This is a genomic window from Ornithinimicrobium pulveris (assembly GCF_050261105.1).
Lineage (GTDB): Bacteria > Actinomycetota > Actinomycetes > Actinomycetales > Dermatophilaceae > Ornithinicoccus.
Genome location: NZ_CP189837.1, coordinates 3,378,959 through 3,401,821 on the forward strand (window position 1 = coordinate 3,378,959; position 22,863 = coordinate 3,401,821).

The 22,863-nt window shown below is 70.6% G+C and carries 19 protein-coding genes; 10 read left to right on the forward strand and 9 right to left on the reverse strand.

Translation table 11 applies throughout. The features are described 5' to 3' along the window. Positions 1–6: 6 nt before the first annotated feature. Complete coding sequence (locus tag ACQBAT_RS15745) at positions 7–1,392, forward strand: glycosyltransferase 87 family protein (protein WP_420747793.1); 1,386 nt, start codon at positions 7–9, stop codon at positions 1,390–1,392. Here the strand turns inward: ACQBAT_RS15745 and ACQBAT_RS15750 are convergent. From ACQBAT_RS15750 to ACQBAT_RS15760, 3 genes are read right to left on the reverse strand one after another with little or no spacing between them, the layout of a single operon-like run. Then, complete coding sequence (locus ACQBAT_RS15750) at positions 1,306–3,771, reverse strand: acyltransferase family protein (RefSeq protein ID WP_420747792.1); 2,466 nt, start codon at positions 3,769–3,771, stop codon at positions 1,306–1,308. The two genes, ACQBAT_RS15745 and ACQBAT_RS15750, sit on opposite strands and share 87 nt — an antisense overlap. After that, positions 3,768–4,403 carry a hypothetical protein gene (locus ACQBAT_RS15755; RefSeq protein WP_420747791.1) on the reverse strand — a complete coding sequence of 212 codons (636 nt, stop codon included), beginning with the start codon at positions 4,401–4,403 and terminating at the stop codon, positions 3,768–3,770. The genes ACQBAT_RS15750 and ACQBAT_RS15755 overlap by 4 nt, the downstream gene beginning before the upstream one ends. Beyond that, positions 4,396–5,871 (reverse strand): CCA tRNA nucleotidyltransferase, encoded by a 1,476-nt coding sequence (locus tag ACQBAT_RS15760; protein WP_420747790.1) that lies wholly within the window; start codon positions 5,869–5,871, stop codon positions 4,396–4,398. The genes ACQBAT_RS15755 and ACQBAT_RS15760 overlap by 8 nt, the downstream gene beginning before the upstream one ends. A 78-nt stretch (positions 5,872–5,949) precedes the next feature. Here ACQBAT_RS15760 and ACQBAT_RS15765 point away from each other — a divergent pair, with 78 nt between their 5' ends. The 9 genes from ACQBAT_RS15765 to ACQBAT_RS15805 all read left to right on the forward strand — a co-directional run bounded on the left by ACQBAT_RS15765 (position 5,950) and on the right by ACQBAT_RS15805 (position 18,785). Then, entirely contained in the window at positions 5,950–6,432 is a 483-nt protein-coding gene (locus tag ACQBAT_RS15765) for an NUDIX domain-containing protein (protein WP_420747789.1), read from the forward strand. Further along, positions 6,398–9,052: a DUF6049 family protein gene (locus ACQBAT_RS15770; protein ID WP_420747788.1), complete on the forward strand. Its 2,655-nt coding sequence runs from the start codon at positions 6,398–6,400 to the stop codon at positions 9,050–9,052. The genes ACQBAT_RS15765 and ACQBAT_RS15770 overlap by 35 nt, the downstream gene beginning before the upstream one ends. Before the next feature lie 4 nt (positions 9,053–9,056). Further along, a complete protein-coding gene (locus tag ACQBAT_RS15775) occupies positions 9,057–13,001 on the forward strand; it encodes a lipid II flippase MurJ (RefSeq protein WP_420747787.1) in 3,945 nt (1,314 codons plus the stop codon). A 25-nt stretch (positions 13,002–13,026) separates the two neighbouring features. Continuing rightward, entirely contained in the window at positions 13,027–13,632 is a 606-nt protein-coding gene (gene sigM / locus ACQBAT_RS15780) for an RNA polymerase sigma factor SigM (RefSeq protein ID WP_420747786.1), read from the forward strand. A 214-nt stretch (positions 13,633–13,846) separates the two neighbouring features. Next, the gene (locus tag ACQBAT_RS15785) at positions 13,847–14,818 is read left to right on the forward strand and encodes a hypothetical protein (protein ID WP_420747785.1); all 972 of its coding nucleotides are present in this window, start codon (positions 13,847–13,849) and stop codon (positions 14,816–14,818) included. 130 nt (positions 14,819–14,948) lie between these two features. Continuing rightward, entirely contained in the window at positions 14,949–15,977 is a 1,029-nt protein-coding gene (gene trxB, locus ACQBAT_RS15790) for a thioredoxin-disulfide reductase (RefSeq protein ID WP_420747784.1), read from the forward strand. A 95-nt stretch (positions 15,978–16,072) separates the two neighbouring features. Then, entirely contained in the window at positions 16,073–16,396 is a 324-nt protein-coding gene (trxA, locus tag ACQBAT_RS15795; RefSeq protein ID WP_420747783.1) for a thioredoxin, read from the forward strand. Positions 16,397–16,554: 158 nt separating this feature from the next. Then, positions 16,555–17,592: a ParA family protein gene (locus tag ACQBAT_RS15800; protein WP_420747782.1), complete on the forward strand. Its 1,038-nt coding sequence runs from the start codon at positions 16,555–16,557 to the stop codon at positions 17,590–17,592. Beyond that, the gene (locus ACQBAT_RS15805) at positions 17,589–18,785 is read left to right on the forward strand and encodes a ParB/RepB/Spo0J family partition protein (protein ID WP_420747781.1); all 1,197 of its coding nucleotides are present in this window, start codon (positions 17,589–17,591) and stop codon (positions 18,783–18,785) included. Before ACQBAT_RS15800 ends, ACQBAT_RS15805 begins: the two co-directional genes overlap by 4 nt. 197 nt (positions 18,786–18,982) lie before the next feature. On the opposite strand, the gene rsmG is transcribed toward ACQBAT_RS15805, so the two are convergent. The 6 genes from rsmG to rpmH all read right to left on the reverse strand — a co-directional run bounded on the left by rsmG (position 18,983) and on the right by rpmH (position 22,396). Next, positions 18,983–19,804: a 16S rRNA (guanine(527)-N(7))-methyltransferase RsmG gene (gene rsmG, locus ACQBAT_RS15810; RefSeq protein ID WP_420747780.1), complete on the reverse strand. Its 822-nt coding sequence runs from the start codon at positions 19,802–19,804 to the stop codon at positions 18,983–18,985. A gap of 31 nt (positions 19,805–19,835) precedes the next feature. Beyond that, entirely contained in the window at positions 19,836–20,450 is a 615-nt protein-coding gene (locus ACQBAT_RS15815; RefSeq protein WP_420747779.1) for a protein jag, read from the reverse strand. 78 nt (positions 20,451–20,528) lie between these two features. Continuing rightward, positions 20,529–21,506, reverse strand: a complete 978-nt coding sequence (yidC, locus tag ACQBAT_RS15820; RefSeq protein WP_420747778.1) for a membrane protein insertase YidC — start codon at positions 21,504–21,506, stop codon at positions 20,529–20,531. A 7-nt stretch (positions 21,507–21,513) separates the two neighbouring features. After that, entirely contained in the window at positions 21,514–21,852 is a 339-nt protein-coding gene (gene yidD, locus ACQBAT_RS15825) for a membrane protein insertion efficiency factor YidD (protein ID WP_420747777.1), read from the reverse strand. Beyond that, complete coding sequence (rnpA, locus tag ACQBAT_RS15830; RefSeq protein WP_420747776.1) at positions 21,852–22,223, reverse strand: ribonuclease P protein component; 372 nt, start codon at positions 22,221–22,223, stop codon at positions 21,852–21,854. Before rnpA ends, yidD begins: the two co-directional genes overlap by 1 nt. A gap of 35 nt (positions 22,224–22,258) precedes the next feature. Then, positions 22,259–22,396: a 50S ribosomal protein L34 gene (rpmH, locus tag ACQBAT_RS15835; protein WP_420747775.1), complete on the reverse strand. Its 138-nt coding sequence runs from the start codon at positions 22,394–22,396 to the stop codon at positions 22,259–22,261. Between the last annotated feature and the right edge of the window lie 467 nt (positions 22,397–22,863).

Sequence of the window (22,863 nt, forward strand, 5' to 3'; positions counted from 1 at the left end):
GGTGCCATGACGTCGCCCGATCCGCGCACGCGGGCCCGCCGCGACGTCCCCTTCCGGGTCCCGTCCTGGGACGACCCCGTGGTCGCGCGCGCCACCGGGCTGATCGGGGGCCCCACTGGCCGGTATGCCGTGATCGGAGCTCGCGGACTCGTCGCCTCAGCCCTCACCCTGGTCCTGCTCGGTGCCGCCGTCATGGCGTTGGCGGTCTGGCAGAAGGGGCACTGCCTGATGAAGGGGTGGGCGACGCCGGATCAGTTCTGGCGGGCCTGCTACTCCGACTTACCGGTCGTGCACGTGAGTTCGCCGCTGGCGCAGGGGTCGTTGCCGTGGACCGGGGACGCCCCCTCCACCCAGCCGCCGCTGCCTGGGGTGGTGATGTGGCTGATCGCCCAGGTCTCGCCGCAGACCGGTCAGGGGATCGCGGCCCAGCAGTGGGTCTTCGGCCTGTGGGCCCTTGCCGCCGTGCTCCTGCTCGCGGCCGCCGTCGTCGCCACCGTGGCGCTGCAGCCGGGGCGGCCCTGGCAGGCGGCCCACCTGGCCGTCAGCCCGGTGCTGGTCACCCTCGCGCTGGTCTCTGTCGACCTGCTCGGGGTGGCCTTGACCATGCTGGGCCTGTGGTCCTGGCGACGCGGACGACCGTGGTCGGCCGGCCTGCTTCTCGGGCTCGCGGTGCTCGTCCGGCCCTTCCCGTTGATCTTCCTTGCCGCGGTGGTCCTCGTGGCCTGGCGGCGGCGCGACCTGCTGAGGATCGGACAGCTGCTGGTGGGGGTGGTGCTCGGCGCTCTCCTGGTGCTCGTGCCCCTGATCGCCGTGGAGCCGCAGTCGCTCTTCGCGGCCCGGCAGTGGCTGGGGCAAAGCACCGGCTACGGGGCCCTGCAGATGATCCCGCAGCTGCTGGGTGGAGGGATCCCCGCGCCCCTGCCGACCTGGATCGCCCTGGCCGGGTGGCTGCTCGCCCTCGTGCTCGGGGTGGTGGTGGCGCGCCGCTGGCACCAGGCCGGTGTGGTGCAGGTAGCCGCGGTGATGATGGGGGTCGTCGCGCTCACGGCAGCCTCGCTGTCGGTGCAGTCCGGGCTGTGGCTGCTGCCCTTGCTGGCCCTGTCCACCAGACCGTGGTGGGAGCACCTGGTCTGGGCCTTCGGCGAGACCCTGCACTTCGTGATGACCTGGCTGCACATCGCCTTCGCCAGCGACCCGGGTCGTGGCCTGCCGCCGGAGACCTACGCCCTGGTGGTCGTGCTGCGGATGGCGCTGTGGAGTTGGCTGCTGTGGCGGATCGCCAACTCCACCGAGGATGCGCGGCCCTCAGCGCCGGTCGTCGACCAGCCGGTCGGAGCCGATGAGCCCCAGCTCGACGCCACCGACGAGGTCCTGGCCGGCGGGGAGCGGTAGCGCGGCGAGCGCCACCCACGGCGAGACCTTCTCCTCCAGCAGGTCGGCCAGCGAGCGGATGTAGGTCGCCGAGAGGTGGTTGTTGTCCCGCCACACGACCACGCCGCCCACGACGGGGGCGCAGGTGCTGTAGGGGCACACCGCGTCGTTGAGATCCAGCAGCGGCAACCCGGGGCGCATCGCCGCCAGCTCCAGCTGCCCGGTACCGGCCCGGGCCAGCGCGGCCTCGCGGTCGAAGGCGCACTCGCTGGCGCGGTCCGGGTGGTCCAGGAGGCACTCGGGGACGTCGAAGGGTGCCCGCGGCACGTCCCGGATGACGACCGGGAGGATGCCCTCGGCCCGCAGCATGTCCACCCGTCGGGACAGCGCGGTCGCCACGTCCTGCGCCGGGGCGTCGTAGAACGCCGAGGAGAGCAGGACCAGGTCGGGCTGTTCGTTGAGCAGGGCGCGGAAAGACGGTGCCTGATACTCCACGCACTGCTGGTAGCCCTGAGGTCCGCGACCCCGGTCGAAGGCCAGCCCGGCGGTGGGCGGGCAGGAGGACCTGCCGACCAGGACGATGCGCCACCCTCGGTCGCGACCGATCTCGTCCAGCGCCGTGATCCACATGCCCGCATGGCTGTCGCCGAACAGACCGATGGTCACCTCGCCGTCGGGGTCGCCGGCTCGGCAGACGCCGACGCGGGTCTCGTTGAGACCGACGAAACAGCGCTCGGGCTGGGATACCGGACGGTCCTCCGCGACCTGTTCCAGCGGCACGGCCAGCTGGCCGAGCTGGTCGGGGATGTCCGGCTCGGGTTCGGGCTCCGGTTCGGGCTCGGGCTCGGGCGCTGCTGTCGGGCCAGGCGCCGTCGACTGACCCGAGTCCGGGCCAGCGGTCCCGTCGGGACCGCCCGGGCCGGTCGTGGCGAGCGGGTCATCGCCCTGGTCCTGCGGCCTAGCACCCGGATCCTCCGCGCCGGTGACGGTGCCGCCGTCGGTCTCGCCCTTGATGAGATCGTCGGGCAGGGTGCTGGCCCCGACCGGCTCACGAGCGTCCTCCACCACCGTCGGGGTCCGCCACGCCGTGGCGCTGGAGGAAGCCGTCGGCGGGGCGAGCGTCATCAACAGGAGACCGAGCAGGCCGCCAGCCAGGGTGCAGTTGACACCCAGCCGCAGCGTCCGTCGGGTGGTCACTCCGGGACCGACCTGCCGCTGGAGGAGGCGACCTCGGGCGCGGACCGGTTCTTCGACATACCGGAAGGACAGCCAGGCCGGGATCACCGAGATCAGCACGGCCAGCACCCCCCAGTGCACCGGGAGCGTCTCAGGACCGCCGCGTCCGACCGAGGCCAGCGAGGCGGCAGCCGCGACGAACGGCCAGTGCCACAGGTACAGGCTGTAGCTGATCCGTCCTACCCACTGCAGCAGCCCCAGCCGCAGCACCACGTCCGGGCCCCAGCTGCCCGCCCGGTAGCCAGCGATGATGACCAAGGCGGTGCCGACCGTCGGCAGCAGGGCCGCGGTGCCAGGGAACGGGGTGTGCTTGTCGATGACGAGCAGGGCAGCCACGATCATCGCCAGCCCGAGCCAGCCCAGGATCGCCGAGAGCAGGCGCGGGATGCTCGGCCAACCCCGGGCACCGAGCGCGACCACGGCGCCGAGCATCAGCTCGAAGACGCGGGCCGGGGTGACGAAGTAGGCCTGCGCGGCATAAGTACCTGTCCACCAGATCGAGATCCAGATCGAGGCGAGGAGCAGGACGATGGTCAGGCTCCAGGACCCCACCCGGAAGATCCCGGCGCGGCCCCGGGCGAGGACGAGCAGCCCCAGCAGAAGCAACGGCCAGAGCACGTAGAACTGCTCCTCGACGGCCAGCGACCAGTAGTGCTGCACGGGGCTCGGTGCGCGCGAGACATCGAGGTAGTCGACGGCCTTGGCCGACATCCGCCAGTTCACCCAGTAGGTGGCGGCCGAGACGACGTCCAGGCCGATCTCTCCCCAGCGGGTTCGGGGCATGAAGAGCAGGGTGAGCACGACCGTGCCCGCGAGCGCGGTCAGGGCCGCGGGCAGCAGCCGTCTCGCCCGTCGGGCGTAGAAGCGGGGGATGTCGATCCGGCCGCGCGCGCGGGACTCTTCGAGCAGCAGCGCGGTCATCAAGAAACCGCTGAGCACGAAGAAGACGTCCACGCCGACGAAACCGCCGGGCAGCACCATCACCCCGGCGTGCCACAGCAGCACCCCGATCACCGCGATCGCGCGCATCCCTTCGATGTCGCTGCGGAAGTCGCGCGGCACGGGTGGGACCTGGAGGGCGTGCCGGGCGGCACGCAGGGCACGGAGCCGGGCCCGGGAGACCAAGGCTTCCTGGGGGGTGGGGTCCAGCGAGACGCCGCTCACGGGCGCCCTCCCCTTGTCGTCCCGTCCCCGCCGCGCCGGGAGCCGTGCAGGCGCAGCTCCCACCGATCGTGCAGGCGCTCGAGCACCACGCCGGCCAGCAACAGGGCCAGGGCGACCAGGGTCCACCACTGGGAGCGGAAGGTGCGGGAGTCGACGGGGGTCTCCGCTGCCGTGCTCAGCGTCAGCACGTCGGGCCGCTGCTCCACGGAGAGCATGGCCGCGGTGTCGGCGGCCAGCGCCGCCAGCCGGGGATCATCGGCGAGCGCGATGATCTCGACCTGCGGCGAGGACCGGCGCTCGACCTGCAGTCGCGGTCGGGAGTGCTGGGTGGTGTCGAGCTCGATCTCTCGGGCCACCTCGCGCGGCAGGCTGAGCCGGGTCAGCTCGACCGCCGCCCAGCTCGCCGTCCGATCATCGGTGGCGGTGATCACCGCGGTGGCCTCGTAGGTGCGCGGGCGGAGCAGGTCCACGGCAAGCACGGCCACGCACAGGAGCAGGGTCAGCGTCAGCCACGGGATGGCGACGACCCGGTAGGACCACGGGCGCTGCCGAGCGGCCGCGTGGGCGCCGGAGCGGCGACGGGAGGGCGCCGCGGCGCCCTCCGGAGCCTCCTGGGAGGTGGGGCTAGCCATCCCCCGACTCCGGCTGCCGGGCCCACCACTCCAGCAGCTCCGCCCTGGCTGCGTCCTGCCCGATCGGCCCCTGGTCCAGCCGGACCGAGAGCAGATGCTTGTAGGCCCGCCCGAGCACCGGACCTGGCGAGATGCCCAGGATCTGCCCGATCTGGTTGCCGTCCAGCTCAGGCCGCACGGCGTCCAACTCCTCCTGAGCACGCAGCCGGTCGATCCGGCGCTCCAGGTCGTCATAGCTGGCCGCCAGGCGCGCTGCCTTGCGCCGGTTGCGGGTGGTGCAGTCCGAGCGCGTCAGCTTGTGCAGCCGACCGAGCACCGGTCCGGCGTCGGTGACATAGCGGCGCACGGCGGAGTCGGTCCACTCCCCGGTGCCGTAGCCGTGGAAGCGCAGGTGCAGCTCGACCAGGCGGGTGACGGCCTTGATCGTGTCCTTGTCGAAGCGCAGCGCCTTGAGCCGGGTGCGGGTCATCCGAGCGCCGACCAGCTCGTGGTGGTGGAAGCTCACGCCGCCACCGGGCTCGAAGCGTCGGGTCGCCGGCTTGCCGATGTCATGCAGGAGGGCGGCGAGGCGCAGCACCAGGTCCGGGCCGGGGACCTCGTCCTCACCGTGCGCCTCGGGCGGGTCCTCCAGGGCGATCGCCTGGTCCAGCACGGTCAGGCTGTGCTCGTAAACGTCCTTGTGCCGGTGGTGCTCGTCGACCTCCAGCTGCAGGGCGGGCAGCTCGGGCAGCATCTGCTCGGCTAGTCCGGTCTGCACCAGCACCTCGAGCCCGCCGCGGGGATCGTTGGCCATGATCAGCTTGACCAGCTCATCACGCACCCGCTCGGCGGAGACGATCGACAGACGCGACGCCATACCGGACATGGCGGTGAGCACCTCGGGGGCGGGCGCGAAGCCCAGCTGGGCCACGAACCGGGCTGCGCGCATCATCCGCAGCGGGTCATCACCGAAGGACACCTCCGGCGTGGTCGGGGTACGCAGGGTGCGGTCGGCCAGGTCCTCCAGGCCACCGTGCGGGTCGACGAAGACGAGGTCGGGCAGCCGCAGCGCCATCGCGTTGACGGTGAAGTCGCGCCGGATCAGGTCGTCCTCGAGGTTGTCGCCGAAGGCGACGATCGGCTTGCGGGAGTCGGCGTCGTAGGCGTCCGCGCGGTAGGTGGTGATCTCCACGACATCCTGGCCGCGGCGCGCCCCGATCGTGCCGAAGGCCCGCCCCATGTCCCAGGTGGTGTCCGCCCACCCGGTGAGCAGTTCCTCGATCTGGTCAGGGGTGGCGGAGGTGGTGAAATCGAGGTCCGGGGAGGGCCGACCGAGGAAGGCGTCGCGGACCGGACCGCCGACGAGAGCGAGCTCGTGACCGGCCGCGGCGAAGCGCTCGCCGAGCTCGGTGAGCAGCGGAAGGACCGGCCGCAGCTGCTGCAGGGCGCGGAGCAGGAGGGCACCGTCGGGCGTGGTGGACGTGGGCATGACACCCCCAGCGTAGGCGACCGGCGACCGGCCGCGTGACCTCTGTGCAGGTCACAGAACTGTGGTTAAAGTGGGTGGATGACGACCACCTCACGGCACCAGTCGCCTCCGCGGCGCCTGCCGTCGGTGAGCGAGACCTCCGCCGGTGGGGTCGTCATCGATGTCCATGAGGGGCGGGCCCGGATCGCGATCATCGCCCGGCGCAACCGTTCCGGCAAGGTCGAGTGGTGCCTGCCCAAAGGTCATGTCGAGCCCGGCGAGACGCTGGTCGAGACCGCCGAGCGGGAGGTCGAGGAGGAGACCGGCATCCAGGGGCGGGTGCTGATCACGCTGGGGACGATCGAGTACTGGTTCACCACCCCCTCGCACCGGATCCACAAGATGGTGCACCACTACCTGCTCGAGGCGACCGGCGGCTTCCTGACCATCGAGAAGGACCCGGACCAGGAGGCCATCGACGCCATCTGGGTGCCGCTGGATGAGGTGCACCGCAAGCTGACTTTCCCGAACGAGCGCCGGATCGCTCGTGAGGCATGGACCCGGCTCACCCGGACCGCCTGACCGGCTCGACGTGCTGACCCCTGCCCGCCGCCCCACGTGGGCGTCGTCCATCACGCTGCGGGCGCTGCCTGCCGCCCGGGGGGTGCTGAGGTCGCCGGGGCTGCTCGCGGCGAGGGGGGTGCTGTCCGCGCTCCTCGGGTTCTTCCTGGTGCTCGGCACGCTGACGACGGCGCCGCCGTCGGCGAGCGCCACCGTCGACGGTGTCCGCGTCGTCCTGGACGAGGTCGATCCAGCTCTCCCGCAGATCGGCGAGGACATCGTGCTGCGCGGCCGGGTGATCAACGACACCCCTCGCTCCCAGCGGCTGACCACCATCACCGCACAGGCGTCCTGGTCGCCGATCACCAGCCGCGCCGCGGTGCACGACTGGATCGACGGCGCCGACGAGCAGGTCACGGGGTGGTATCTCGGTGAGACCAAGCTCGGGCGAGTGCTCGCCTCCGGGGACGAGAGCGACTTCGAGCTGACCATCGCCGAGGACACCCTGGTGGGGCTGGACGGGGATCAGGTCGTCCTGGGACTGGAGCTCTTCGCGCACGACGGCTCCAGGGCGGACGGCGTCGGTCTGGTCACCGAGGGGGCCGGGACCTTGCGCACCGTGCTGACGGTGACTCGCGGGCCGAGCGCAGTCGAGAACCCGCTGCGCACGGCCTGGGTGGTGCCGCTCACCCTGCCTGCGGACCCTGGTCTGAGCAGTGGTGATGACGAGGTCCGGCTGCGGGCGTGGACGCAGGCCACGGGGGCCGGGTCCCCCGCGCGCGCCTGGTTGGACACCTTCCGGGGGCCCGGTGTCACCTGGCTCACCGACCCGTCCCTGCTGGTGATGACCGGGGCCGCCGCCCCGCTGCGGGCACCGGATCCCGAGTCTCCCGCCGAGGACGACACCCCGGACGAGCCCGCCGTCACGCCGGAGGAGGAGGACCCCGTCGAGGAGACCCCCGAGCCCGGGCCTCAGGACGAGGCGCCAGCCACCCAGCCCCCGGGCGCCCCGGGGGCGGACGCCCCGGCGTCGACCGAGGGTGGCAGCGCAGCGGGTGGCAGCGAAGCCGGCACCGCTGTAGGCACCGAGGACGCTGACGCCACCGCCTCCCCGCCAGGCGCGGACGAGAGCGGGGTCACCGCGGTCCCAGCCCCCACCCCCGTGCCCGTCCCGCTGCCGACCCTGCCTGCCGACGAGGTCGAGCTCCCCGCCCCCACCCCGACCGTGGAAAGCGTCGAGGAGGGCCTGGTGCAGCTGCGCGGGCTGCTCGCCCGCGCCAGCGATGACCACCTGTGGTGGCTGCCGACCGGGGACCCGGACCTCGCGGCGCTGCTCCAGGCCAGCCCGCCCCCCGCCACCGTCCGCAGCGTGCTCACGGCCGAGGTGGACGGTCCGATCCAGGTCGACCGCCTCCTCGGCCGGGGTGGCGAGGGCATCCTGTGGCCGCTGTTCTCCGACGGCCAGTCCGCGGATCTCACCGCCCTGGATCAGGTATGGCGTGCGCGGGCCGATGGCGCCGACGGCCCCCGGGCGGTGCTCGTCCCGCGCGAGGTGCTCACCGCAAGCTCGGGCGCGCCGGTCACGCAGGGGGCCGCGCGGGCGGACGGGTCCGGGGTCACGGTGCTCGGCTCGGACTCGCGGGCCACCGGCCTGCTCGCCGCCGCCGGTGACGACGCGCTCGTGCACGGGACCGGGGCCACGGTCCAGCGGATGCTCGCCGACAGCCTGACCGCCTGGCAGCAGGACCCCGCCGCCTCCCGCTCGATGGTCATCGCACCGCCCCGCGGCACCGACGTCCCCGCCCCCGTCCTCCGCGCCCTCCGGGATGCTTCCACCGCCGCCCCCTGGCTCGAGCCCGTCCCGGCGGCGCGGCTGATCGCCGAGGCGCGGGAGCGCGAGCCGCTCGCGGTGGCCGGCGGAGCACCGGAACGGCGCATCCTGGGTGACCTCGCGGCATACCTGGAACCGGGCGAGAGCCCGCTGGTCGGCGGCAGCGCCCGCCACCTCGGGGTGACCGGGCGTGAGCTGAGCGGGCTCGAGGAGGTGCTGGCCGACCCGACCGCCGTCCGCACTTGGGCGCCGTTGCTGACCTCGGCGTGGAGCACGCGGTGGCGCGAGGACCACCCGGGGTGGCAGCAGAACTACCGGACGCTGCGCACCCGGACCACGGATGCCCGCGAGGGCTTGCACGTCAGCCCGAGCACGGTGAACTTCCTGGCCGACCAGGGCCTGATGCGGGTGACGATCGTCAACACCCTGCCGGTCGCGGTCGAGGACGTGCGGGTGGCCCTCGTCCCCAGCTCCAGCATCCTGCAGGTCGTCGACCAGCCCGAGCCGATCTCGATCGGCGCCGACAGCCGCGCCACCGTCACCTTCACCGCCCGGGCCGTCACCCGCGGGGAGACCACGGTGACCGCCCGGCTGAGCACCCCCAACGGCACCCTGCTCGGCGACAGCACCGCCGTCGAGGTGTGGGTGCAACCCACCGGGACCTGGATCTACTGGGTGCTGGGCGGGATCGCGGGTATTGTCCTGGTGCTCGGCATCGGCCGAGCCCTGCGCGCCACGCCCCGCGCCGCCGCGGCCGGGTCGAAGGCCAGCGCCACCGCGCCGCAGGCTCCCCCCGACGCCCAGGAGTAGGTCGATGAGTGCAGGTAGCTCCTCATCGTTGGCGCGCTCCAGCGCCGTGATGGCCGGGGGCACGCTCGTCTCCCGGATCCTGGGCATGGTCCGGATGGTGCTGCTCGCGCACGTGATCGGCGTCCTCAACGACGCGATCAACGTGTGGGAGACCGCCAACACCATCCCCAACCAGATCTACCTGTTGCTCGCGGCGGGCGTGCTCAACGTGCTGCTGCTGCCGCAACTCACCCGGGCGATGACGCGCGGAAAGGAGGGGCAGGAGTATTCCGACCGGCTGATCACCCTGGTGCTCGCCGTGCTCGTCACCGGGACGGTGCTCTTCGTGCTCGCGGCGCCCTTCGTCACCAAGCTGATGGTGCTCTCCTGGCCGTGGGGCAGCCCGAAACTCAACCTGGCGATCCTGTTCGCCTATCTGTGCATCCCGCAGATGCTCTTCTACGGCCTGCACACGCTGCTCGGCCAAATCCTCGCGGCGCACCACAAGTTCGCCGCCTTCATGTGGAGCCCCGCGCTGGCCAACATCGTGGCGATCGCCGGGATCCTGGCCTTCGGCCAGCTCTACCCCGACGCGGCGGACATCCCGGTCGAGGACTGGACCACCGGGATGGTGCTCCTGCTCGCCCTGTCGGCGACGGCGGGGATCGCGCTGCAGGCGTTGGTGCTGGTGCCGGCGGTCCGGCGCACCGGCTTCCAGTGGCGGCCGCGGTGGGGTTTCCGTGGGGTCGGTCTGGGCACGGCGTCGGTGATGGCCTTCTGGGCGCTGGCGGACATCTTCCTGGCTCAGGGCGGGATGACGCTGGCGACCAACTTGCTGGGTTGGGCGGTCGAGAACGACGCCGAGGCCCCCGGGCGCGCGGCGATGAACTACGCCTTCGCCGTCTTCATCCTCCCCCACTCGATCATCGCGCTGTCGGTGCTCACCGCGATCTATCCGGTGCTGTCCAAGGCCGCGGCGGTCGATGACCGGACTTCGATGGCCGGCAGCGCGGCGCGCGGGCTGCGGCTGCTCGGTGCGGCCATGGTCCCGATCGCGGTCGGGATGCTGCTGCTCGCGCCGCTGCTGGTCCGGGTGATCTTCCCCTCGGCCGGCGAGGACGCCCACGCGGCCATCACCGGCATCCTGGTGGTGCTCACGCTGGGTCTGGTCCCGTATGGCGTGTATCTCCTCTGCGCGCGAGTCTTCTACTCCTACGAGGACGCCCGGACGCCGTTCGGCTTCCAGCTCGCGATCACCAGCGTGCTCATCGTCTTCTGCCTGTTCGCGCTCACCCAGGCGCCCGGTCGGGTCGCGCTCTTCGTGGCGGCGGGCCAGGCGGTCGGGCAGACCACGGCTGCCTTCCTGGGGCTGCGCGCGGTGCGCCGCCGGCTGCCAAAGATCGGCGTGCGTGCTGTGGGGATGGGCTACCTGCGAGCGGCCGCCGCCGCCGTGCTGGCGCTGATCCCCGCCTGGCTCATCGTGCACGTCCTGGACCGCCCCGGCTTCTGGGGCGCGGTCCTGGCGCTCGCGCCCGCAGGCGTCGTCTTCCTGCTCGGGTATGCCGTGTTGGCCTACCGCTTCGGCGTCGAGGAGGTCGTGACGCTGACCGCGCCGCTCCTGCGCCGCGTGCCGGGCATGCGTGGGCTGGCCGACGAGGCGCCCGGGCTGCGCGAGGAGATCGCTGGCGGTACGCCGGAGGGAAGCGACCCCACGGCGGACACCACCCCCGACCAGGCCCCCGACGCCACCCCCGACCCGGCCCCGGCAGCCGGTGCGGCGACCCGGGCCGGTGAGACACGGCATACACCGGACGTGGTCGGACACCACGCCGCTGGCGCGTCCCAGGTCGAGACGGTGCCCGAGGACGGCACACTAGGGTGGAACAAGGCCCTGACCGGGGCGGATCGGAAGGACGGCGACATGGACCAGCTCGAGGTGGGCACCCGCGTGGGTGACCGCTATGCCCTCGACGAGCTGCTGGCGCGGCGCGAGGGCGGCACGCTGGACTACTGGTCCGCGCGCGACACCACCCTCGGCCGCCTGGTGGCCGTCACCGTGCTCCCGGCCGACGGCGAGCACGCCGCGACCGCCGAGGCCGTGGTCGACGGCGCCCGTCGGGTGGCCTCGGTCGACGACCCCCGCCTGGTCCGGGTGCTGGACGTCGGGATCGACGACGGCCTGTGCTGGATCGTCGAGGAAGGCCTGTCCGAAGCCGAATCGCTCGCCTCGCTCGTCGCCGAGCGCCCGCTGCCGGCCGAGGAGGCGCGCCGGGTGATCGGCGAGGCCGCGGCCGGCCTGGAGTCCGCGCGGCGCCGGGGGCTGCACCACCTCTACCTCAACCCGCACGCGGTCCTGCGCACCAGCGACGGCACTGTGAAAGTCTCCGGCGTCGGCATGGCCGCCGCCCTCGAGGACACCGACGACGTCACGCCGGTCGAGGCGTCGCTGATCGACTCCGCGGACCTCGTTTCGCTGCTCTACACCGGCCTGACCGGTCGGTGGCCGGGCGAGGAGGAGATGCCCGGCCTGCCGTCGGCGCGACGCGGTTCGGACGGCTCGCTGCCGGCGCCCTCGGAGATGGTGCCGGGCGTGCCGGGCGATCTCGACGCGCTCTGCCGGATGGTCCACGGCGCGGATGCCGACCTCTCGCAGGCCCCCCGCACCCCGGGTGAACTGGCCCGCCAGCTCTCGCCGTGGGCCTCGGAGATGGTGCGCGAGGACGACGATCGACGTCGCCCGAGCCCCAGCGATGCCACCTCGATGGTCCCCAAGCCCTTCTACCGCTCGCCCGACGAGGTGGACGAGGACGACCCGTATGCCGCGTACCGGCCCGGCCAGGATGCTGGGTCGCGGGGAGTCGGCACGGGTGCTGCTGGTGCGGGTGCGGCCGGTGCGGCGGGTGCCGCGGCGGCGGGGGCCGGGCGCGAGGCGGACGGTCGCGAGGCGGACGGTCGGGGCGGCGGCGAGCGTCGTCACGGTGCGCGCGAGGTCGAGGACGACGGCACCGGGGATGTCGGCGGGCTCCTCGGCAGCCGCAAGGGCCTGCCCGAGGAGGACCGCACCTCGCGGCCCTCGACCGCAGAACTGTTGGGAGTGCGCAGCACGGGCGAGCGGATTTCCCCGCGCGGGATGCGGACCTCCGGCGGGGCGACCAGTGCTGTCGCCGGCGCCCCGCGAGAGCAGCACGTTGATGCCTCCGGGCTGCGCGAGGAGCGCAGCACCGGAGCCCAGACGATGGCCGTGCTGCTGGTGGTGGTCGGCATCCTGGGCCTGACGGCGGTGCTCGGCTGGAGCATCCTGCGCGGATTCGGTGGGGACAGCGGCGACACGGCCGCCCCTGGCGGCAGCCCGGCGGTGAGCCCGACGGCGGGCGAGAACGGCGCCGGCCCAGAGGGTGATGGCTCGACCGCCGACCCGGAGGCCACTGCTGGTGAGGGCACCGAGGACGGGACCGGCGACGGCACCCAAGAGGGCACTGACGGCGCTGACGATGGCTCGGAGGACGGCGAGGGTGAGCCCACCGCGCCCGGCGCCTCCGGTGGGGTGCTTCCCATCCTGGGCATCACCTCCTTCGACCCGCAGGGCGATGGCGACGAGAACAACGACCTCACCCCGCTGGCGGTGGACGGTGACGACAGCACAGAGTGGGTCTCGAGGACCTACTACGCCCCGGGCTGGGGCGGTCTGAAGACCGGGACCGGTCTCATCCTGGACTTGGGCGAGGGCGCCGAGGTGTCGGGGGTGGATGTCGCCCTGGGCGAGGGGCAGATGGGTGCCGAGCTCTATCTGTCTGAGCGTCCCTCCTTGCAGGGCGCGCAGGAGCTCGCGTCCTCCGGCGATCTCAGCGGCAGCTGGGAGGTCGACGTCGACGACCCGGCGACCGGCCGCTACCTGATCCTGTGGTTCACCGACGCCAACTCGACGCCGGCCGGTGAACAGGTCAGCGTGCGCGACATCACGGTCCGGTGAGCTCGAAGGCCGGGGAGGAGGAGGGATGACCATCGGTCTATCCCCCACCACCCGACCCTTCGACGAGCTCGAGGACCGGGAGTTGCTCCGGCTGCACGTCGAGGGCGAGCCGGATGCCTTCGGGGAAATCTTCCGGCGGCATAAGGACCGGATGTGGGGACTGGCGCTGCGCACGACGCGCGACCCCGAGGTTGCCGCAGACGCGGTGCAGGATGCCTTCCTCAACGCCTTCCGCCGCGCCGGGTCCTTCCGGGGCGACAGCCAGGTGACCACCTGGTTGCACCGGATCACGGTCAACGCCTGCCTGGACCGCCTGCGGCGCCAGCGGCCGACCGCGGACATCGACGACCACGACCCGGTCGAGCAGCGCGATGGTCATCACGCCGTCGAGGTCCGCCTCGACATCCAGGAGGCCCTGGCGAAGATCCCCGAGGGGCAGCGGCTGGCCCTCATCCTGGTGGACATGCACGGCCTGAGCGTCGCGCAGGCGGCGCAGACGCTGGGGGTGGCCGAGGGCACTGTGAAGTCACGGTGCTCGCGCGGCCGGGAGGCGATGGCTGCCCTGCTCGGGAGCCCTCACGGGCATGAGCCCCCGCCGGACGATCCGGTGAACCCGGCGGAGGCCCGATGATTCACGTGCCCTGCCCGCCCGCCAGCGTCCATCTCGCCCAGCGGCATGTCGCCCAGGAGCATCTGGACCAGCATCATCTGGACCCGATGAGACTGTCGGGAACCGATCCCAGATGCGATGCGTCGTACTCAGGTGACCGACTTCTCCGCTCGCCCGGAGGAGTCCCCACCATGACCAGCCCGCACGTTCAGCACGCCCGAGAGGAGGCCGCCCCGTGACGCCCGCTCCCAGCCCGAGTTCTCCGCACCCGGAGGACGAGGATCACGAGGTCGACCACACCGGGATCCGCGAGCTGCTCCGTTCCCTGCCCGACCCCGGGCCGATGCCGGACGACCTTGTCGCCCGGATCGAGGCCAGGCTCGCGGTGGAGCAGGCGCACCGAGCGCACAACTCCGCCCCGGCCACCCCTGCCCACCGGATGGTGGCGGGGGATCGTGTGGTGGACCTCGCTGCCGAACGCGGTCGTCGCCGGCCTGCCAGGACGATGACCATCCTGGGCGCTGCGGCTGGTGGCCTGCTCGTCACGACGATCGCCATGAGCCAACTCGGTGGCGGCAGCGGACCCGGCAACGACACCGCTGCCTATGCGCCCCCCGGCTCCACCGAGAGTCGGGCCGGCGAACACAGCTCTGATGACGCCGCCGGTGGCGCCGCCCAGGACGGCGAATCTGGCGCGGAGGATGGGCAGGCGGGTGCTGCCGACGCCGCGACCGCCGATTCAGGCACTGAGTCCTCAGAGCTGCTCGGTGAGGGCGCTGATGGCGACGACGCCGGAGCGGAGAGCGCCGACGCGGCGGCGACAGATGAGGGCATCGGCGGCTTGTCTGCCACTGCCGCCGACGTGGCCGTCCTCGATGACCTGGGCGCTCTGGACGCTGACTGGGCCACCACCATGAGTGCCGCTGTCGACGCCTGGGAGTCCCCCGCCGAGAATGTGAACTTCCATGTGGCACAGGCAAATTCGTGTTGGTCAGCAGCATTCGACGGCGGATCCCAGGATGGTGCGTCTGTGGACGAGGCGGCCTTCGACGAGCGCTTCGCCGCACTGGGTGAGTACGACGACGAACCAGTGGTGGTGCTCCTGGGCCGCGAGTCCTCCGGGAGTGGGGTGGCCGTATTGATGCCTGCTAGCTGTCGCGACAGCGCTGAGAGCGAGCCGCTGGCCAGGGCCGAAGTCCAGCCCTGACGTCCGGCCTCCCGCCTGCCTCCTGACGGGGAACAACCGACCCCTAGGATCGGTTGTGCACCACGTGGCCACCACGCCATGACTCACCAGCGCAGACCGTCGGGCGCGGACGCCCGCCAGGAAGGATGTCATGACCAACGAGCTCAGCGGAGCCATCGAGGATGCCGCCAGCCAGGATTCTGACAACCACAACACCGAGAGCCAGGACGGCGTGCGCGAGGTGATCATCGTCGGGTCGGGTCCAGCGGGCTACACCGCCGCCGTCTACAGCGCCCGGGCCAACCTGGCACCGTTGCTCTTCGAGGGCGCCGTCACCGCTGGCGGGGCACTGATGAACACCACCGACGTGGAGAACTTCCCCGGCTTCGCCGAGGGCATCATGGGCCCCGAGTTGATGATGAACATGCGCGAGCAGGCCGAGCGATTCGGCGCGGAACTGGTGCGTGAGGACATCGTCGAGATGGACCTTTCGGGACCGATCAAGATCGTCACCGACGCCGAGGGCACGCAGCACCGCGCCAGGACGGTCATCCTGGCCATGGGCTCGGCCTATCGTGAGTTGGGTCTGCCCCGGGAGATGGAACTGAGCGGCCACGGGGTCTCGTGGTGCGCCACCTGTGACGGGGCCTTCTTCCGCGACCAAGACATCGTCGTGGTTGGTGGCGGGGACTCGGCGATGGAGGAAGCCACCTTCCTGACCAAGTTCGCCCGCACCGTCACCGTCGTCCATCGCCGCGACGAGCTGCGCGCCAGTAAGATCATGGCCGACCGAGCGATGAACGACCCCAAGATTTCCTTCATCTGGAACGCCGAGGTCACCGCCCTGACGGGGGACCCCAAGCTCTCGGCCATCACCCTGCGCGACCGGGTCACCGGCGAGGAGCGCGAGCTAGCGACCACAGGTCTGTTCATCGCGATCGGTCATGACCCCCGCAGCGAGCTCGTGCGCGGTCAGGTCGAGCTGGATGCCGAAGGCTATGTCCTGGCCCAGGGACGCGGCAGCGCCACCAGCCTTCCGGGTGTTTTCGCCTGCGGTGACCTGGTGGACCACACGTACCGACAGGCGATCACGGCGGCTGGCAGCGGATGTGCAGCCGCGCTGGACGCGGAGCGCCACCTGGCCAACCTCGACGATCTCGCTGCCGTACCCTCGAACTGAACCACGTCGGCACGAGCAGTCGGCACGAGCCCCGAGGTCGACCGCAGGCCAACCTTTGTCCCTCATCTACCGAACCATTGAAGGAGACTCTGAGCATGTCCGTTTCCCAAACCACCGATGCCACCTTCACCCAGGATGTCCTTGAGCACGACGGGCCCGTCCTGGTCGACTTCTGGGCCGACTGGTGTGGTCCGTGCAAGATGGTCGCGCCCGTCCTCGAGGAGCTCTCCGAGGAGTGGGGCGACAAGTTGAAGGTGGTCAAGCTGAACACCGACGAGAACCCCGCCATCACCCAGAAGTACGGCATCACCGGCATCCCGACCCTCAACGTCTACCAGGGCGGCGAGGTCGTCAAGACTCTCGTCGGCGCGCTGCCGAAGAAGAAGCTAGCCGCCGAGCTGGAGGAGTTCACCTCCTGACCTGCGCACATGCCGCCTGAGAGCGGAATTGCCCGACCGAACCCATCCACCGGCTTATCCACAAGCCTGTGGATGGGTTCGTGCTTTCTGTGGATGACTGCCCGGTGACGACCCTGCCCTTGGAGCCCAAGGGACTGATGAGCGATGATGGTCCAGCCATGACAGTTGCCGACGATTTCCGCCGCCGTACCCGTGGTCTCGGGTGGCCCACCAGCCCTTCGGGAGAACCTCAGGAGGTCACCACCCTGGGGTGGCCAGGCACAGTTTCCCGTGAAACACCGCTGCCGCATACGCCGTTGCCGCCGGTCGCGAGCTGGTCAGTTTCCCGTGAAACACCTAGTGGCAATTCGCCGGTTTCCCGTGAAACGTCGCCCTCCGGCGTTGGCAATCAACCCGCGTGGACTGGGACGCGCATCCTCACGGTCGCTAACCAGAAGGGCGGTGTGGGCAAGACCACCACCGCTGTGAATATCGCAGCCGCCCTGGCGCAGCGTGGCCTGCGGGTGCTGGTGATCGACATGGATCCGCAGGGCAATGCAAGCACCGCGCTCAGCATCCCCCACACGAGTGGTACCGCCGGCATCTACGACGTCCTCATCGATGGGTTACCCATGGCTGAGGTGGTCCAGCAGAGCCCGCACCTGCCCGGCCTTCTCTGCGTCCCCGCCACCATCGACCTCGCCGGGGCCGAGATCGAGTTGGTCCCGCTTGTCGCTCGGGAGAACCGTCTGCGTCGCGCGCTGACCAGTTATCTTGAGTCCCGTCAGGACGGGGAGCAGATCGATCTGGTGATGATCGACTGCCCACCCAGCCTGGGTCTGCTCACCGTCAATGCCTTCGTCGCTGCCCGTGAGGTCCTCATCCCCATCCAGTGCGAGTACTACGCGCTGGAGGGACTGAGTCAACTCCTGAAGAACGTCGAGCTCATCCGGCTCCACCTCAATGCCGATCTCGACATCTCCACCATTCTGCTCACCATGTTCGACGGCCGAACCCGACTGGCCGCCGACGTCGCTAGCCAGGTGCGCGAGTACTTCGGCGATAAGGTCCTGCGGGCCGCTATCCCTCGCTCCGTGCGTATCAGCGAAGCGCCGAGCCACGGCGAGACTGTGATCACCTACGACCCCACCAGTTCCGGCGCCCTCTCCTACATCGAGGCCGCCACCCAGATGCAGACCCAGGGAGGCACGCCATGAGTAACGAGCGTCGACGAGGACTCGGCAAGGGCTTGGGCGCCCTCATCCCCTCTGCGCCGGCAGGTGATCGTCCCAGCGATGTCTTCTTCCCTCGACACGAGCAAGGTTTCACGGGAAACCGGGCCGATCAACCTGGTCGCGGCGAGGGCGAGAATGACCACGGTGTGGATGACCACCGTGAGGATGACCACCGTGAGAGCATCCCCGACCAGGCGTCTCGCCCGGCGGCTCACCGGCAGGATGACGCCATCGATCCGCGGGTACTGTCGTCGTCCACCACGCCGTCTGGGTCACCGCAGGCAGCATCCTCGGACCTTTCACCCGTGCCGGGTGCGGTGTTCGCCGAGATCCCGGTGGACCAGATCCGCGCAAACCCTCGACAGCCTCGTCAGGTCTTCGATGAGGACGACCTGGCTGAACTGGTCGCCTCGATCACTGAGCTTGGGGTGCTCCAACCCATCGTGGTGCGGCCTCTCCTCGCAGAGTCGGGCGGTGATTCGTCCGCTGACTCAGGCGGTAAGTCGGGCGGTAAGGGAGCGTCCTATGAACTGGTGATGGGTGAGCGTCGGCTGCGCGCCTCCACCCTGGCCGGCAAGGACACCATCCCGGCGATCGTGCGGTCCACCGAGGACGAGCACATGCTGCGGGATGCCCTGCTGGAGAACTTGCACCGCGCCCAGCTGAACCCACTGGAGGAAGCTGCCGCCTACGAGCAGTTGCTCCAGGATTTTGGGTGCACCCATGAGGAGCTCGCCTCGCGCATCGGGCGTTCCCGTCCCCAGATCTCCAACACGATCCGTTTGCTGAAGCTGCCCCCGTTGGTCCAGCGCCGCGTGGCCTCCGGCGTGCTGTCAGCGGGTCATGCTCGCGCGCTGCTGGGACTCCCGGACGGCGCTGCGATGGAGCGACTGGCCCAACGGATCGTGGCCGAAGGTCTGTCCGTCCGTTCGGTGGAAGAGATCGTCGTCCTCGGCGGCGACGGTGCCAAGGAAGCACGACGTCCGCGGGCTCGGACCGAGCAGCCCGAACACCTTGAGCGGGTAGCTCAGGACCTCGCCGAGCGCCTTGAGACCCGAGTTCAGGTCGTGATGGGGAAGCGCAAGGGACGCATCACCGTCGACTTCGCCGGCGCGGACGACCTGGAGCGCATCCTCGATGCACTCGGCCGGAGCGATCAGGGCCAAGCCCACTAAACCGTTGAACCCAGTCCACGAGTGTCAACCCCGGCAAGGAGTGCGTGTCCTTCGGGCGCACTCCGCAGGTCGGCACAGGCTCCCACTGTCGTCAGGCAAGGTTACTCACGGAATGCAAGGCAATATCCATGACATTGCTCCAGTAACCTTGTCTGGCTTAGGGGTGCAGGGTGAAGACGATGGCGGGGGGCTGAGCGTCAGCGGCGCTTGCGGGATTTCTTCTGGGAGCCTGAGGTCGCGCCAGATCCCTTGCGCGGCAGGGAATCTGGGCGAGATATCTCCACGAGGCGGACGGGCTCGCTGACCCGGTCGACGCCGATCAGGTGGACGCGGGAAAAGGCAACGCCGAGTTTCGTGAGGTGCCCCTGCACTGCGTCGAGCTCGGCCTGGGCAGCCTCGCCCTTGAGCGCGAGCAACGTGCCGCCCTGGTCGATCAGCGGGAAGCACCACCGCATCAGCTTGTCCAGCGAGGCGACTGCTCGGGCGGTGGCGTAGGGGGCGCTCACGTTCCCAGCGAACTCCTCTGCTCGACCTCGGTGCACCGTGACCTGGTCGCCCAGACCGAGCTCGTCCACCGCGGACTCCAGCCAGGTGGTCCGCCGCAGCAGGGGCTCGACGAGGTGCACCTGCAGATCGGGTCGCGCCACAGCCAGCGCCAGCCCAGGCAGTCCTGCACCCGAGCCCACATCCACGAGCGAGGTGCCCTGCGGGAGCAACGACTCCATCACCGCGCAGTTGACCAGGTGCCGTTCCCAGAGCCGACTCGCCTCGCGAGGCCCGATCAGGCCGTGGGAGATGCCTGTGGTTGCCAACAGATCGGCATACCGTCGGGCGAGGTCCAGGCGATCCCCGAAGACATCGACCGCCTCGGCAGGAGGTTCGGGCGCAGCCGAGACCGGCGCAGGGACCGGATCCGCGGCCGCGCCCCCTGGCCCCGAACTAGGCGCCGCGGACGCAGAGCCAGCGGGTCCGCCTGAGGAGTCGTCCGCCTTCAGCCGTGGCTGATCGCCGCCGTTCATCGGTGCACTGCAGTTCGTAGGGCTGTCCGGCTCAGGCGGACGGCTGGATCACGACATAGCGGGACGGCTCGGCGCCCTCGGACTCGCTGTGCAGGCCGGCGGCCAGCACCTCGTCGTGAACGACCTTGCGCTCGAAGGCAGTCATCGGCTCCAGCTCACGACGCTCGCCACTCTGCTTGACCTCGGCGATCGCGGCGCGGGCCGCGTTCACCAGGGCGGCGCGACGGTCCGAGCGGTAGCCGGCGACGTCCAGCATGAGGCGGCTTCGATCACCGGTCTCGGCCTGCACCGCCAGCCGGGTCAACTCCTGCAGCGCATCCAGCACCTGGCCGCCGGGACCCACCAGGCGCCGGGGCGCCACGCCATCCTCGGAGTCCACGATCGCGACGGCCGCGCGGTTGCCCTCGACGTCGACCTCGAGGTCTCCGGACAGGTCGGCGATGTCGAGCAGGGCTTCCAGGAAGTCGGCGGCGATCTCACCCTCCCGGATGAGCTCTTCCTGGGCCTCGGTCTGCGTCCGGGTGCTCTCGGTGAGAGGCGTAGTGTCCTGCGTCTCGGCGGCCGGCTGCGCCTCCGGGGCGTTCGGCTCGGACTCCGCGATAGCAGACTCCTGGCCTGCGCCTTCGGGCTGGGTGGTGGTCGACATCTGACTCCTCAGGGTGTGGTGGTGGGCGGAGGGTCCGGATCGTTCCGGCGCGGAGCTCCGCCCTGTCGGTGGTTGAGATCAGCGGCGCTTGGCGCGCTTCTTGCTCTTGGGCTGCACGCGCTGGCCACTGCGCTGGACGCCCTCGGCAGCCTCCTCGGTGGCGGTGCGCTCGTTGAGCATGTTCGGGTTCTTCAGCTGGATACCGACAGCTTCCTTGCCCCTCTTGGCCATCCGGGCGCGGTACTTCTCCTCGGCCGGCGAGCCGGGGGCCGGCATATTGCGGATCACGAAGAACTGCTGGCCCATGGTCCAGAAGTTGCTCACCGTCCAGTAGATGAGCAGCGCGACCGGGAAGTTCACGCCGGTGACGGCGAAGACGACCGGAAGGATGTAGATCAGCATCTGCTGCTGACGCGCCATCGGGCTGTTGAGGGCTTCGGGCGACATGTTCTGGCGCATCAGCTGGTGGCTGGTGATGAACTGCGTCACCGACATCACGATGATCAGCACCAGGGACAGGATCTTGGCCGACGCGTCCTGGTCGTGCAGGAAGGTCGAGGTGAGGTTGGCGCCGAAGATGTCGGAGTTGGCCATCTTGCTGGCCAGCTCGTGGTTGAACAGACCGAGCGGCTCGGCCCGACCCTCAGAGACCGCCTTCGCGGTGTTCAGCAGGCGGAAGAGCGCGAAGAAGAAGGGCATCTGGATGAGGATCGGCAGGCAGGCCCCGAAGGGGTTGGCCCCTGCCTCCTTGTAGAGCCCGAAGGTCTCCTCCTGGAAAGCCTTCTGCGAGGCCTGGTCCTTCTTGCCCTTGTACTTCTTCTGGATCTTCATCAGCTCGGGCTGCACCATCTGCAGCCGCCGCTGGCTCTTGATCTGCCGGATCATCAGCGGCGTCAGCAGCGCACGCAGCGCGATGACCAGACCGATGATCGCCAGCACCCAGGTCCAGCCGCTGGTGTCGGACATCCCCGCCCGGGTCAGCAGCCACTCCAGACCGACCAGGATCGCGGAGTTGAACCAGATGAACGGGAAGAGGATCGTGTCGAAGAATCCCATGTGGTCCTCAGGGGTGATGGTGGGCCACGCAGGCCACCGGGTGGTCGGGGGTGACGGGAGCAGGATCGTTGCGCCGCTCGGGAGCGGGCGGCACGTGATCCACGCCACCAGGGGCGAAGGGGTGGCAGCGCAGCAGGCGGCGCGCCGTGAGCCAGGTCCCGCGGAGGGGACCGAAGCGCTCGAGCGCGGTCACGCCATACGCGGAACAGGACGGGTAGTAACGGCAGACCGGACCGAGCAGCGGCGAGATCGTGCGTTGGTAGAGCTGGACCAGCCAAACGAGCGGGAGCGCGGCGCGGCTGCGAGGTTCACCGGCCGGGACCCCACCCCGGTGCGCGTCCCGCATCAGCGGGCCCCTGCCGGGAGCACCGTGGCCAGGAGGCGATCCAGCGCCGCCCCCAGCTCGGCCGAGGTGGCCTGCGCGGCCGGCGGCATGGCGCGGATCACGAGGTCGGCGCCAGCAGGAATCTCGGCCAGTCGCTCGGCGCTCAGGGCGCGCAACCGGCGCACCACCCGGTTCCGCACCACCGATCCCCCCACGGCCTTGGACACCACAAAACCCACGCGCGGCGGGCGCGTGGGCGAGTGGTCGGCGCTGGCGAAGGCGGCGTGCACGACGAGCAGGTCGTTGCCCGCCCGCCGTCGCTGCGGACCGCGACCGCGCAGGACCTGCCGGTATTCCTCCGGCCTGGTCAGGCGATGCTGTCTCGGGAGCACGGCGAGGGCGGACGACCGGTCCGCGAGCTCGAGGCTCAGGCGGACAGCTCGGCGCGGCCCTTGCGACGACGCGCGTTCAGGATGGCGCGCCCCGCACGGGTGCGCATGCGCAGACGGAAGCCGTGCTTCTTGGCGCGGCGGCGGTTGTTCGGCTGGAAGGTGCGCTTGCTCATGGTGGTGCTCGCTCCGGAGATGACGGGGGCGCCCTGGGGCACCCTTGGAGTGGTCGGTACGTGGCCGTTCGAGGGCCACTGGCTGGCAACTGACTCTCATCGGCCGCTCACGGCAGGCCCACATGCGCACCAGATCGAACAGATGCGGCCATGGGCAGGCGAAAGCGGCCGAGAACAGGCCGACTCCACGGTACGGGAGTGGCCACCCCCGGTCAAACTCTGCAGCCGTCGACGCGCAGCCGTAGGCGAACCCGCCATGGTCGGTCCCACGCCCCCTCGCGATCAGGTCGACACGCCGAGGAGGAAGAAATTGGTCCTCCGGGCTACTTGCGGATCGTGGTGCCCGCTTGTTAGCGTCACGGCTTCCGGTCTCTCGTCCCCCCACTATCCACAGTCTGTGGACAGTCCTGTGGACGACTTAGCGGACCTCCATGATGGCCGTTACCACACCAAGGACTGACCCACAG

What these genes read in the sequence shown, in the direction of transcription:
- ACQBAT_RS15745 (WP_420747793.1), top strand. Translation starts at nt 7, where the DNA reads ATGACGTCGCCCGATCCGCGCACGCGGGCCCGCCGCGACGTCCCCTTC.
- ACQBAT_RS15805 (WP_420747781.1), top strand. Translation starts at nt 17,589, where the DNA reads ATGAGTAACGAGCGTCGACGAGGACTCGGCAAGGGCTTGGGCGCCCTC.
- ACQBAT_RS15755 (WP_420747791.1), bottom strand. Translation starts at nt 4,403, where the DNA reads ATGGCTAGCCCCACCTCCCAGGAGGCTCCGGAGGGCGCCGCGGCGCCC.
- ACQBAT_RS15760 (WP_420747790.1), bottom strand. Translation starts at nt 5,871, where the DNA reads ATGCCCACGTCCACCACGCCCGACGGTGCCCTCCTGCTCCGCGCCCTG.
- sigM (WP_420747786.1), top strand. Translation starts at nt 13,027, where the DNA reads ATGACCATCGGTCTATCCCCCACCACCCGACCCTTCGACGAGCTCGAG.
- ACQBAT_RS15775 (WP_420747787.1), top strand. Translation starts at nt 9,057, where the DNA reads ATGAGTGCAGGTAGCTCCTCATCGTTGGCGCGCTCCAGCGCCGTGATG.
- yidD (WP_420747777.1), bottom strand. Translation starts at nt 21,852, where the DNA reads ATGCGGGACGCGCACCGGGGTGGGGTCCCGGCCGGTGAACCTCGCAGC.
- rsmG (WP_420747780.1), bottom strand. Translation starts at nt 19,804, where the DNA reads ATGAACGGCGGCGATCAGCCACGGCTGAAGGCGGACGACTCCTCAGGC.
- ACQBAT_RS15815 (WP_420747779.1), bottom strand. Translation starts at nt 20,450, where the DNA reads ATGTCGACCACCACCCAGCCCGAAGGCGCAGGCCAGGAGTCTGCTATC.
- trxB (WP_420747784.1), top strand. Translation starts at nt 14,949, where the DNA reads ATGACCAACGAGCTCAGCGGAGCCATCGAGGATGCCGCCAGCCAGGAT.
- yidC (WP_420747778.1), bottom strand. Translation starts at nt 21,506, where the DNA reads ATGGGATTCTTCGACACGATCCTCTTCCCGTTCATCTGGTTCAACTCC.
- ACQBAT_RS15800 (WP_420747782.1), top strand. Translation starts at nt 16,555, where the DNA reads ATGACAGTTGCCGACGATTTCCGCCGCCGTACCCGTGGTCTCGGGTGG.
- ACQBAT_RS15765 (WP_420747789.1), top strand. Translation starts at nt 5,950, where the DNA reads ATGACGACCACCTCACGGCACCAGTCGCCTCCGCGGCGCCTGCCGTCG.
- rpmH (WP_420747775.1), bottom strand. Translation starts at nt 22,396, where the DNA reads ATGAGCAAGCGCACCTTCCAGCCGAACAACCGCCGCCGCGCCAAGAAG.
- trxA (WP_420747783.1), top strand. Translation starts at nt 16,073, where the DNA reads ATGTCCGTTTCCCAAACCACCGATGCCACCTTCACCCAGGATGTCCTT.